Below are 13,492 nucleotides of genomic sequence, written 5' to 3'. Positions count from 1 at the left end.
CACCGGCGTCCGCACCAGGCGCTGGGAATGAAGACACCCGCCGAGGCTTATGCTTTAGCGGCATGACCTGTGCAGAAACCACTGGGTCATTACACCTGTGGCGGGGACCGCCGCGCTGGTGCAGAGCGCCCTGATCGCCGACGGCAAGCCGCCGCTGACACCTGCGGCGCTGGAGCGCCTGCTCAAGCGCAGCGCACGCGCGTTTCCGGTGCAGTTGCCGTTGAGCACGCCGGCCGGAAGCGGCATCGTGGATGCCGGCGCGGCCATCGATCGCGCACTGCGCCGCTGCGACAGCGGCGATGTGAGTTGCCAACTGGACGCGCAGACGCTGCGCAACAGCGTGCCCGAGCGCGGCGTGTCCAATGCGGCCGGCGATGCTGGCGTGTTCGCCTTCGAAGCGAATGCGGGTGCGGTGCTGAGCTTCATCAGCTTCGGTGGCAGCGGGCAGGCGGCGCTGTATGTCGCCTTGGGCCGCGCGCCGAGCGCGACCGACAACGACGGTATGTCCCGCCGCAGCGGGACCAGCCAGACGGTGCGCTTCACCGCACCGCGTGCCGGAACCTATTTCATCCGGCTCGACGGCAGCAGCTTCGATGGAGTGAGCCTGCTGGCGCGCCAATGATTCGACACCCGGCGGCACGACGGGGGTCCGTGTGTCGGTTTCCTGGCGCAGCGATGCAGGTCGAACCGGTCGCAGCGTGGACCATGACGGGCTGAGCCGTCGGCGCGGGGAGCGCTGGCCCGATTCCTGACCTATTCGTCGCGCGGTTTTGCGCAACCAAGCCTGCTGGCGTCCTGCCAGCGGGTTTTTTTGTCTGTTGCGGACATGCGCATTCAGCTTGGAAATGTCTCGCAAGACATGACCTAGATCGCTGTTTTCCAAAGAATTATCAAAAAAACAACAAAAGCAAGCGGAACTGTGATGAAAAGCACACGCAGCTTCGCTTTCTGTCAAAAACTTGACGTCCGATTTAACCTCTGTTAACACTCCGCTCAGTTCTATGGTTGGGTAGCGTTCACTTTTTGACTATCCAGGGTGCAGCCTCCCGCGCACCGCCATTTGGCCCATGGCGCCAATCACCACGGGGAACCGCAGCGGCTGGAAGGCCTCGCGATGGTGGGTGTTCGTCAAAAAACCAGTCCCAACATTCAGGAGCAGTGCGTCGATGAATCGGATTTATCGCAAGGTCTGGAACAAATCGTTAGGCGTGTGGGCCGTGGCATCGGAGTTGGCCAGCGGCGACAGCCCGGGCGCAGTGAGCAGCGCCGCATTCATCGACCGCCGCCAGAGCCGTTGCCTGGTTGCCGCGATCGCCCTGGCGCTGGGGAGCGCCGGCATCGCACTCCCCCTTTCTGCGATGGCGCAATCGGTCGAGGTCGGCCGCGGCGCGTCGGCACCTGCCGCCAATGCCACCGCCATCGGCGCCGGCAGTCGCGCCAGCGCCACCGGTGCGCTCGCCAGCGGTGCCGACAGCAGCGCCAGCGGCGTCAACAGCAGCGCGATCGGCCGCCAGACCAATGCGATCGGCGAAAACGCGGTGGCCATCGGCTACAACAGTTTCGTACGCCAGAGCGGCGAAAACGGCGTGGCGCTGGGTGCCAACGCCGGTGTGACCGGCGCCAACTCGGTGGCGCTGGGCGCAGGCTCGCGCACCCACGAAGACGATGTGGTGTCGGTCGGCAGCGGCACTGGCCGCGGCGGCCCGGCCACGCGCCGCATCACCAACGTCACTGCCGGCGTCAACGCCACCGACGCGGTCAACGTGGCGCAGTTGCGCGACGTGGCCGATGTGGCCGAAGACACCGCGCTGTTCTTCAAGGCGAGCCCGGGCGAAGACAGCGTGGGTGCCTATGTCGAAGGCGATAGCGCGCTGGCTGCCGGCGATGCCGCCAATGCGGTGGGCACGGCGACCACCGCGCTGGGGACCGGTGCCAATGCGGTGGCCGACAATGCCACCGCGGTCGGCGCCAATGCGCTCGCCTCCGGGCAGAACAGCGCGGCATTCGGCCATAACGCGAAGGCCAACGGCCCCGGCAGCGTGGCCGTGGGCGGTGCTGCGGTGGACGAAGACGGCGAGCCGTTGGTCACCAACGGCGGCGTGCCGGTCACCACCGGCGCCACCAGCGCCGGCGTCGGCGGAACCGCAGTCGGCGCCAGCGCCAATGCCGATGGCTTCGCCGCCTCGTCGTTCGGCGTCGGTGCGTATGCGGCCGGGACGCAGTCTTCCGCGTTCGGTGCGGTGGCCAATGCGACAGGCGATTACGCCACCGCCGTGGGCACGCAGACCAGCGCCAGCGGCACCAGCAGCACCGCTGTCGGTGGTCCGGTCGATTACATCCCGGGTCTGGGTTTCTTCGTGCAGACCCAGGCCAGCGGCGAAGCCTCCACTGCGCTCGGCGCCGGTGCGATCGCATCGGGCACCTACACCACGGCAGTGGGCACGCTCAGCGAAGCCTCCGGCACCGAAGCCACCGCGGTGGGATACTTCGCCTATGCGCCTGGCGAAGGCGCCACCGCAGTTGGCCCGGAATCCTGGGCCAGCGGCGAGCTGAGCACCGCGCTGGGTTACTACAGCACCGCACGCGGCGCCAACTCGGTGGCCCTGGGTGCCAATTCGGTGGCCACGCGCGCCAACACCGTGTCGGTGGGTGCGGCCGGCGACGAGCGTCAGATCACCAACGTTGCCGCCGGTACCGAAGGCACCGATGCGGTCAATCTGGATCAGCTCACCGCCGTGTCCGACGTCGCCGCCACCACCGCGCGCACGTTCGTGGCTACCGGCGAGGGCGCTGCGCTTGCCGAAGGCGTGGACAGCGTTGCGGCCGGTTCCAATGCATCGGCTTACGAGGATTACAGCACTGCGCTGGGGTCGAGCAGCCTGGCGTCAGCGGTCAACACCACTGCGGTCGGCAGTGGTGCGGTTGCCAATGTCAACAATGCCACCGCGCTGGGCTTCAACAGTATCGCCAGCGACCGCTATGCCACCGCCGTGGGTGCCGACAGCACGGCATCGGGTTTCTACGGCACCGCGGTCGGAGGCACCAGCGTGGCCAATGGCCGCGGCGGCACCGCGATCGGTTTCGAAAGTATCGCCAATGGTCTCGAATCCACCGCGCTGGGTTTTGCCAGCGTGGCCTGGGGTGACACCAGTACCGCAGTGGGTGCGGAAAGCACGGCCTACGGCGCGCGCAGCGTCGCGGTGGGCATCACCTCGGCCGCCAGCGGCAGCGTCTCGGTGGCCGTGGGCGATAACGCCTATGCCGGTGGTGGACGTGCGATCGCCCTCGGTTCGCAATCGGTCGGATACGGCGATCGCAGCATTGCGCTGGGCGCCGAAGCGTTCGTCGAAGGCGCTGACAGCATCGCAATCGGCGACAGCGCGCGGGTTTCGGTCGACAACAGCGTTGCGCTCGGCGTCGGCGCAGTGGCCGATCGCGCCAGCACGGTGTCGGTGGGCACGGCTGGCGGCGAGCGTCAGATCACCAATGTCGCCGCCGGTACCGAAGGCACCGATGCGGTCAATCTGGATCAGCTCACGGTAGTGTCCGATGGCGCCGCCAACACCGCGCGCACGTTCGTCGCCACCGGTGACGGCACGGCGATTGCCGACGGCGCCAACAGCGTTGCGGCAGGTTCCGATGCGTCGGCGCTTGCCGACAACAGCACGGCGCTGGGTGCCGGCAGTGTTGCCAGTGCCAGCGGCGCGACTGCGCTCGGTTACGAAAGCATCGCCAATGGGGCGGACTCCACTGCGCTGGGCGCGGGCAGCGTGGCGTTCGGCGACACCAGCACCGCCGTGGGTGGTGCGAGCGTGGCATTCGGTGCCGATAGTGCTGCCTTCGGCGCCAACGCCGCAGCCGGCGGTAGTGCATCCACCGCGATTGGCGCAAACAGCACTGCCTTCGGCGAGCGCACTGTTGCGTTGGGCGACTCCAGCAATGCGTCGGGCGACGACAGCATCGCGCTTGGTGCGAGCAGCCAGGCCGCTGCAGACGGCACCACGGCCGTCGGCAGCAATGCCAATGCCAGCATCGCCAACGCCACTGCGGTGGGTTTCAACAGCACTGCCTCGGCAGAGTCCAGCACCGTCGTTGGCAGCAGCAGTATCGCTAGCGGCCGCGGTGCAACCGCGGTCGGCTACGAAAGCATCGCCAATGGCGCCGCATCCACTGCGTTGGGTCTGACCAGCGTGGCATGGGGCGAGGGCGGCACCGCCATCGGGAGTGAAAGCGTGGCATACGCCGACAACAGCGTTGCGCTGGGTGCGGGTTCGCTCGCCGATCGCGCCAACACGGTGTCGGTCGGAACGGCTGGCAGCGAGCGTCAGATCGCCAATGTTGCAGCGGGCACCGAGGGCACCGATGCGGTGAATCTCGACCAGCTCAACGCCGTGGCTGGCACTGCTGAAACCACTGCGCGGTTGTTCGCAGGCACCGGAACCGGCACTGCCGATGCGCAGGGCGAAGACGCCACCGCAGCTGGTTCCAATGCTACGGCTGATGGCGATTACAGCAGCGCCTTCGGTTCCAGCAGCCAGGCCACCGCAATCGGTGCCGTGGCCATCGGCAGCGGTGCCAGCGCCACGGCGCAATACGCCAATGCAGCCGGTTACAACGCAGCGGCCAGCGGTTTTGGCAGCGTGTCCAACGGTGCCTTCAGCCAGGCCAGCGGCGACTACGCCGTGGCCGTGGGTGGCGAAAGCGAAGCGGCCGGTGCGCAGAGCACGGCGCTCGGTGCAGCGGCCGGCGCGTATGGCGATGGTTCGCTGGCAGTCGGCGCGTTGAGCGAGGCGCAAGGCAGCGAATCCACCGCAATGGGCTATTTCGCCAGTGCCAGTGGCGAATCGGCGACTGCCGTCGGTGCGGAAAGCGTGGCCAACGGCACCACCGCGGCGGCCTTCGGCTTCGGTGCCGAAGCCACCGGCAACTACACCACCGCCTTAGGTGGCTATTCCAGCGCCAGCGGTTTCAACAGCACCGCGCTGGGTAATTTCAGCACCGCCAGCGGTTCCAGCACGCTGGCCGTGGGTAGCGATGCAACCGCCACCGGTGCCTACAGCGTGGCGGCCGGCCAGGGCAGTGTGGCCAGCGGCTATAACAGCGTGTCGGTCGGTGGTGCCTTGCTCGGCTTGCTGCCCACCGAAGCCTCCGGCGATTTCTCCACTGCAGTGGGCGGCGCGGCGTGGGCGCCGGGTCTCAACAGCACCGCGCTGGGCAATTTTGCCGAATCCACCGGCGAAAGCAGCGTGGCGCTGGGTGCCGATTCGGTGGCCGATCGCGACTTTGCGGTCTCGGTGGGCAGCGCCGGCAACGAGCGTCAGATCACCAACGTGGCCGCCGGTACGCAGGGCACCGATGCGGTGAATCTGGATCAGCTCAACGCCGTTGCCGAAACCGCGCAATCCACCAGCAAGTACTTCCAGGCCAGCGGCAGCGATGACAGCGATGCCGGCGCCTACGTCGAGGGCGACAACGCGCTGGCCGCAGGCGAGGGCGCCAATGCCACCGGTAGCGGCGCCACGGCGTTGGGTGCCGGTGCGCAGGCGGTGGTCGATAACGCAACAGCGGTCGGCGTCAGTGCGCTGGCCAGCGGAACCGGCGCAGCAGCGGTGGGCAACAACGCCCAGGCCACCGGCGAAAACAGCAGCGCCGTCGGCAGCAATGCCCTGGCCAGCGAGGTCGGCGCCAGCGCAAACGGTGCCGGCGCGCAGGCGATTTCGACCTATACGACCGCGCTGGGCAGCGAAGCGGTGGCGTCGGACAACCAGGCCACGGCGGCCGGTTTCCGCAGCACCGCCTCCAATGTCGGCAGCGCCGCGTTCGGTGGCTACAGCGAATCCAGCGGCAGGCTGTCGTCGGCGCTGGGCTATGGCGCGGTTGCGTCCAGCGACTACAGCACCGCCGTGGGTGCCGCCGCACTGGCCTCCGGCGCAAGTGCAGTGGCCGTCGGCGAATTCAGCGAAGCCACCGGCGAAGAAAGCGTGGCCGTCGGCGGCAGCACGTTCTTCGGCTTCATCCCGGCGCGTGCCTCCGGCACCGGCGCCGCCGCATTCGGTGCGGGCGCGTGGGCCACGGCCGACTACACCACCGCCATCGGCTGGAATTCGTATGCCGACGGCGTCAATGCCACCGCGCTCGGTCAGAGCGCGGCGGCCCTTGCCGACAATACGCTGGCCCTGGGTGGCGGCAGCCGCGCCGATGCGGTCGGCGCCAGCGTGGTCGGTGTGGATGCCTCGGCGACCGGCATCAACAGCACCGGCGTCGGTCGTCAGGTCAACGCGATCGGCGAGAACGCGGTGTCGGTGGGCTACAACGCGTTCGTGCGCCAGAGCGCGGTCAACGGTGTGGCCCTGGGTGCCAATGCCGGTGCGACCGGTGCCGATTCGGTGGCGCTGGGCTCGGGCTCGCGCAGCTACGAAGCCGACACGGTGTCGATCGGTAGCGGCAACGGGCGCGGCGGCCCGGCCACGCGCCGCATCGTCAATGTCAGCGACGGCCAGGCGGCGACCGATGCGGTCAACAAGGGCCAGCTGGATGCCCTGGCGGCCGATGTGCAGACCACCAACGGCATGGTGCAAACCACCGGCGAAGGGGTGGCCAGCGCAACCGGTGAGCGCGCCACTGCCGCAGGCGCCGGCGCCACCGCCAGCGGCGCACGCAGCGTGGCGATCGCCTCCGGCAGCCGCGCCTCGGCCACCGGCGCCAGCGCCATGGGCGTGGATAGCAGCGCCAGCGGCGTGAACAGCACCGCGATGGGCCGGCAGACCAATTCCATCGGCGAAAACGGTGTGGCGCTGGGCTACAACTCCTTCGTGCGCCAGAGCGGTGCCAACGCGGTGGCGCTGGGTGCCAATGCCGGTGCCAGCGGGGCGGACTCGGTGGCGCTGGGCTCGGGCTCGCGCAGCTACGACGCCGACACGGTGTCGATCGGTAGCGGCAACGGGCGCGGCGGCCCGGCCACGCGCCGCATCGTCAATGTCAGCAACGGTGCGATTGCCGGTGCCAGTACCGATGCGATCAACGGCGGCCAGCTGTTCCAGTCGCTCAGCAACGCCGCCAGCTTCCTCGGCGGTGGCGCGGCGATCGGTGCGCAGGGCGTGTTCGTGGCGCCGACCTACGTGATCCAGGGTGCCGGCTACAACAACGTCGGTGCGGCATTGACCGCGTTGGACAGCAAGGTCACCGAGCTGGATGCGCGCGGCGGTACCGCAACGGCCAGCACCGCGGCACGCACGCTGTCGCTGCGCACTGCAGGGGTGCCTGCCGTGGCCACGAGCGCGGTGAGCGCATCGGGCAACGCCGTTGCCGATACCGGCGCAGGCGTGCAGGGCACGCCGACCGCCGCAGTGGTCGGCAGCATCACCCCGGCCGCAACGTCCACCGCCGTGGGCACGGCTGCAGTGGCCAACCACGTGACCGGCACGGCGATCGGCGGCAGCGCGTATGCGCATGGCCCCAACGACACCGCGATCGGCAGCAACGCACGCGTCAATGCCGATGGCAGCACCGCGGTCGGCGCCAACACGCAGATCGCGGCGGTGGCGACCAATGCGGTGGCGATGGGCGAGGGCGCGCAGGTCAGTGCGGCCTCCGGCACGGCGATCGGCCAGGGCACACGTGCCAGCGCGCAAGGTGCGGTCGCTCTGGGTCAGGGGTCGGTTGCCGATCGCGCCAACACGGTGTCGGTGGGCAGCGTCGGCGGCGAGCGTCAGGTGGCCAACGTGGCCGCCGGCACACGTGCCACCGATGCGGTCAACAAGGGCCAGCTGGACAACGGCGTTGCCGCGGCCAACAGCTATACCGACAGCCGCTACAACGCGATGGCCGACAGCTTCGAGACCTACCAGGGCGACATCGAAGACCGCCTGCGTCGGCAGAACCGTCGCCTGGATCGTCAGGGCGCGATGAGTTCGGCGATGTTGAACATGGCCGCCAGCGTCGGTGGCATCGCCACGCAGAACCGCGTCGGTGCCGGCGTCGGTTTCCAGAACGGCGAGTCGGCGTTGTCGGTGGGCTACCAGCGTGCGATCAGCCCGCGCGCCACCCTGACGGTGGGCGGCGCACTCAGCGGTGACGACCGTTCGATCGGTGTGGGTGCCGGCTTCGGCTGGTAACGCGCTGCTGCATGACACGCGGCGGCGCCGATGTGCGCCGCCGCGCCAGAGCAAGGCCTGGGGGGGCGGGCAAGGACCGTGGCTGGGCCGGCCAACGGATTCGATGGAGTGATGGCCTTACCGGGAGTGGCTGATCGAACGCGGCGCGCTGCATCGCAGTTGCGCCGCAGTTTCGAGAGCCGCTCCCAGCTGATCGACGAAAAACACGAAGAGGACTTCACCGTGATCGACAAGAATTTCCGTCTCTCCCCGCTGACCGGCGCCATCCTGATGATGGCGCTCGGTGCATCGGGCACGCTCGCTGCTGCCCCGAAACTGCTGGTCAAGGAACCGACCCAGGCAGCATCGGCCGGCGCTGCGTTCAGTAGCCGCCTGATCGTGCGCTACAAGGACAACACTGCTGCCGCGACCGATCGCGCCAGCAAGCTGAGCGCGGTACAGGCTGCGGTCGGCCGTGTCGGTGCGAGCACCGGCGCACGCAGCAGCGCAGCCGCCGCCAAGGCGACGTATGTGCGCACGCTCGGCATCGGCTCGGACCTGATCAAGCTGTCCAGCACGCTGACCACCGCCCAGGTGGACAAGGTGGTGGCCGAGCTCAAGAACGACCCGTCCGTGGCCGACGTGCAGATCGATCGCATGCTGCGCCCGGTCGAGATCAAGAAGAGCGTCGCCGCCACCGACGTGACCCCGCAACTGGTGCCCAACGATCCGCTGTACGCGCAGTACCAGTGGCATCTGAGCAACCCCAACGGCGGCATCAATGCGCCGGCCGCTTGGGATCTGTCGCAGGGCGCGGGCGTGGTGGTGGCCGTGCTGGATACCGGCATCCTGCCGGGCCATCCCGACTTTGCCGGCAACATCCTGCAGGGTTACGACTTCATCACCGATGCCGAAGTCTCGCGTCGTCCCACCGATGCCCGCGTGCCGGGCGCGCTGGATTACGGCGACTGGGAAGAGGCCGACAACGTCTGCTACACCGGCTCGGTGGCGCAGGAAAGCTCCTGGCACGGCACCCATGTGTCGGGCGCCGTGGCCGAGGCGACCAATAACGATGTAGGCATGGCCGGCGTGGCGCCCAAGGCGACCATCCTGCCGGTGCGCGTGCTCGGCCGTTGCGGCGGCTACACCTCCGACATCGCCGATGCGATCGTCTGGGCGTCCGGCGGCACGGTCGCTGGCGTGCCGGCCAACACCAACCCGGCCGAGGTGATCAACATGAGCCTGGGTGGCGGCGAGCCCTGCGATTCGGCCACCCAGCTGGCGATCAACGGCGCGGTCGCGCGCGGCACCACCGTGGTGGTGGCGGCCGGCAACAGCGGCGAGGATGCGGCCAACCATTGGCCGGCCAGCTGCAACAACACCATCACCGTGGGTGCCACGCGCATCACCGGCGGCATCACCTACTACTCCAACTACGGCAGCAAGGTCGACCTGTCCGGCCCGGGCGGCGGTGGCAGCGTGGATGGCAATCCGGGCGGTTACATCTGGCAGGCCGGCTACACCGGTGCGACCACGCCGACCTCGGGAACCTATACCTATATGGGTTTGGGTGGCACCTCGATGGCATCGCCGCACGTGGCCGGTGTCGTCGCCCTGGTGCAGAGCGCGGCGATCGGTCTGGGCGATGGCCCGCTGACCCCGGCCGCGGTGGAAGCCCTGCTCAAGCAGACCAGCCGTCGCTTCCCGGTGACCCCGCCGGCCAGCACCCCGATCGGCAGCGGCATCGTCGATGCCAAGGCCGCGCTGGAGGCGGTGCTGGTGGAGCCCTGCGACCCGGCCACCGAGAGCTGCGCGCCGACCGCCATCGCCCTGACCAACAAGGCCCCGTTGACCGGCCTGAGCGGTGTCGGTGGCAGCTCCACGCTGTACAGCTTCGAAGCCAAGGCCGGTGCCGTGCTCAGCTTCATGACCTATGGCGGCACCGGCGATGTGTCGGTGTACGTCAGCTTCGAGGCCGAGCCCAGCGCCACCAGTTACGACGCCAAGTCGACCCGCCCGGGCAACAGCGAAACCGTGCGTTTCACTGCCCCCAAGGCGGGCACGTACTACATCAAGTTGGTGGGCGCTGCCGACTACGCGAAGCTGACGCTCGTCGCACGACAGTAAGCCGTCCCGGAGTGTGACCGAGGCCCCCGGCCAACTACCGGGGGCATCGTTTTTCAGGACGATTCAGATGCGTGCGGTTGATCGTCGCGGCAAACTGCTACAGTCGGCGCCGGACCAGTGGAGACGAGTGTGAACGCGGTTGCCGTCGATCCAATTGAGCATCGCAGTGCGGAGACACGCATCGTCGAAGCGCTGCTTGAACGCCGTCGCCTGAAAGACACCGATCTGCTGCGCGCGCGCCAGTTGCAGACCGAATCCGGTATGGGCCTGCTGGCCTTGCTGGGCCGTCTGGGCCTGGTGTCCGAACGCGATCATGCGGAGACCTGCGCCGATGTACTGGGTCTGCCGCTGGTGGATGCACGCCAGCTCGGCGATACCCCACCGGAAATGCTGCCGGAAGTGCAGGGGCTGTCGCTGCGCTTCCTCAAACAATTTCATCTATGCCCGGTCGGCGAACGCGATGGCCGGCTGGAGTTGTGGATCGCCGATCCCTACGACGATTACGCGATCGACGCGGTGCGGCTTGCGACCGGCTGCCCGCTGTTGCTGCAGGTCGGCCTGCGCTCGGAAATCGATGACCTGATCGAACGCTGGTACGGCCAGGGCCGCAGCGCGATGGGCACCATCGTGGAAACCGCCGATGGCGATGCCAACAGCAGCGACGATATCGAAGCGTTGCGCGATCTGGCGTCCGAAGCGCCGGTGATCCGGCTGGTCAATCTGGTGATCCAGCACGCGGTGGAACTGCGCGCATCGGACATCCATATCGAACCGTTCGAGAGCCGGCTCAAGGTGCGTTACCGCGTGGACGGCGTGCTGGTGGAAGGCGAAAGCCCGCCGGCCAAGCTCACCGCCGCGGTGATCAGCCGCATCAAGATCATGGCCAAGCTCAACATCGCCGAACGCCGGCTGCCGCAGGACGGCCGCATCATGCTGCGCGTGCAGGGCAAGGAGCTGGACCTGCGTGTCAGCACCGTGCCCACCGCGCACGGCGAGAGCGTGGTGATGCGCCTGCTCGATCGCGAAACGGTGGTGTTCGACTTCTACAAGCTCGGCTTCACCGAAGAGTTTCTGCCGCAGTTCCGCAAGGTGCTGGAGCAACCGCACGGCATCATGCTGGTGACCGGCCCGACCGGTTCGGGCAAGACCACCACGCTGTACACCGCGTTGAGCCAGCTCAACACCTCGGACGTGAAGATCATCACCGTCGAGGACCCGGTGGAATACCAGATCGAAGGCATCAACCAGATCCAGGCCAAACCGCAGATCGGGCTGGATTTTGCCAACGCGCTGCGCAGCATCGTGCGTCAGGATCCGGACATCATCATGATCGGCGAAATGCGCGATCTGGAAACCGCGCGCATCGCGATCCAGTCCGCGCTCACCGGCCATCTGGTGCTGTCCACGCTGCACACCAACAACGCGGCCGGCGGCATTACCCGTCTGCTCGACATGGGCGTGGAAGACTATCTGCTCACCTCCACCATCAACGGCATCCTGGCGCAGCGCCTGGTGCGCAAACTCGACCTGGCCAACGCCGAGCGCTACCTGGCATCGCCGGAAGAGATCGAACGCTTCAACCTGCGCCGGCTGCAACCGGACGGCGAGATCTACCTGTATCGTCCGCGTGCCTCGGCTGCCGCGCCGACCGGTTACCTGGGCCGCACCACCATCGTCGAATTCCTGGTGATGAACGACGAACTGCGGCGCGCGGTGATGCGCCGCGCCGGCATGGGCGAGATCGAACAACTGGCGCGCAAGGCCGGCATGCGCACCATGTACGAGGACGGCCTGTCCAAGGCCTTGCGCGGCGAAACCACCATCGAAGAAGTGCTGCGCGTGACGGAGGATGCGTGAGAGTCAACGCAGCCACAACGAGCATCGGGTGCTCAGGGTCGGAAGATAAGCAGAGCAGCGTCCTGGCAATGCGTTGTGTACGCTCGCGTGCGCGCCCGGTGGCGCCAACGCAGCGCAGGATCCTGCTTTTCCCGATTCCCGAATCCCGAATCCCCACTCCCGGCCGTCCAGCCTGATGCCCCTGTACCGCTACAAAGCGCTCGACGCCCACGGCGAGATGCTCGATGGCCAGATGGAAGCGGCCAGCGACGCGGATGTTGCGCTGCGCCTGCAGGAGCAGGGCCACCTGCCGGTGGAAACGCGCCTGGCCACCGGCGAAAACGACTCGCCGTCGCTGCGCATGCTGCTGCGCAAGAAGCCGTTCGACAACGCCGCGCTGGTGCAGTTCACCCAGCAGTTGTCCACGCTGATCGGTGCCGGCCAGCCGCTGGACCGTGCGTTGTCGATCCTGATGGATCTGCCCGAAGACGACAAAAGCCGGCGCGTGATCGGCGATGTGCGCGACACCGTGCGTGGCGGCGCGCCGCTGTCCTCGGCACTGGAACGCCAGCACGGGCTGTTTTCCAAGCTCTACATCAACATGGTGCGCGCCGGCGAAGCCGGCGGCAGCATGCAGGACACGCTGCAGCGCCTGGCCGATTACCTGGAGCGCAGCCGTGCGCTGCGCGGCAAGGTGATCAACGCATTGATCTATCCGGCGATCCTGCTGGCGGTGGTCGGCTGCGCGTTGCTGTTCCTGCTCGGCTATGTGGTGCCGCAGTTCGCGCAGATGTACGAAAGCCTGGACGTGGCCTTGCCGTGGTTCACCCAGGCGGTGTTGAGCGTGGGCCTGCTGGTGCGCGACTGGTGGCTGGTGTTGATCGTGGTGCCGGGCGTGCTGGGGCTGTGGCTGGATCGCAAACGCCGCAATGCCGCGTTCCGTGCCGCGCTGGACGAATGGTTGCTGCGGCAGAAAGTGGTCGGCAGCCTGATCGCACGGCTGGAAACCGCACGGCTGACGCGCACCCTGGGCACCTTGCTGCGCAACGGCGTGCCGCTGCTGGCGGCAATCGGCATTGCGCGCAACGTGATGTCCAATCTGGCGCTGGTCGAGGATGTCGACGCCGCGGCCGACGACGTCAAGAACGGCCATGGCCTGGCGATGTCGCTGGCACGCGGCAAGCGCTTCCCGCGGCTGGCGCTGCAGATGATCCAGGTCGGCGAAGAATCGGGCGCCCTGGACACGATGCTGCTCAAGACCGCCGACACCTTCGAGCTGGAAACCGCGCAAGCCATCGACCGCGCGCTGGCCGCGCTGGTGCCGTTGATCACGCTGGTGCTGGCCTCGGTGGTGGGGCTTGTCATCATTTCGGTGCTGGTACCGCTGTATGACCTGACCAATGCCATCGGTTGAGAGCGGCCAGCAAAGCAACTGC

General features: G+C 67.8%; 4 protein-coding genes and 2 pseudogenes. All 6 read left to right on the top strand.

Annotation, left to right across the window (positions count from 1 at the left end; translation table 11 throughout):
- Nucleotides 1-97: 97 nt before the first annotated feature.
- A pseudogene (locus XarbCFBP7408_RS18195) lies at nucleotides 98-622 on the top strand (PPC domain-containing protein); the annotation flags it as partial.
- Nucleotides 623-1,067: 445 nt separating this feature from the next.
- Nucleotides 1,068-1,250, top strand: a pseudogene (locus tag XarbCFBP7408_RS23540) (ESPR domain-containing protein); the annotation flags it as partial.
- 108 nt (nucleotides 1,251-1,358) lie between these two features.
- Nucleotides 1,359-8,114: an ESPR-type extended signal peptide-containing protein gene (locus XarbCFBP7408_RS18190; RefSeq protein ID WP_429001793.1), complete on the top strand. Its 6,756-nt coding sequence runs from the start codon at nucleotides 1,359-1,361 to the stop codon at nucleotides 8,112-8,114.
- Between the two features lie 222 nt (nucleotides 8,115-8,336).
- A complete protein-coding gene (locus XarbCFBP7408_RS18185) occupies nucleotides 8,337-10,220 on the top strand; it encodes a diffusible signal factor-reguated S8 family serine peptidase (protein ID WP_104564154.1) in 1,884 nt (627 codons plus the stop codon).
- Between the two features lie 129 nt (nucleotides 10,221-10,349).
- Complete coding sequence (gspE, locus tag XarbCFBP7408_RS18180; protein WP_029218997.1) at nucleotides 10,350-12,077, top strand: type II secretion system ATPase GspE; 1,728 nt, start codon at nucleotides 10,350-10,352, stop codon at nucleotides 12,075-12,077.
- 175 nt (nucleotides 12,078-12,252) lie between these two features.
- Entirely contained in the window at nucleotides 12,253-13,470 is a 1,218-nt protein-coding gene (gene xpsF, locus XarbCFBP7408_RS18175; protein WP_039510376.1) for a type II secretion system protein XpsF, read from the top strand.
- Nucleotides 13,471-13,492: the final 22 nt, after the last annotated feature.

Source organism: Xanthomonas arboricola pv. guizotiae (assembly GCF_002940205.1).
GTDB lineage: Bacteria > Pseudomonadota > Gammaproteobacteria > Xanthomonadales > Xanthomonadaceae > Xanthomonas > Xanthomonas arboricola_C.
Note: the sequence above shows the minus strand (reverse complement) of the source record. Positions and strands in the feature narration are given on the sequence as shown.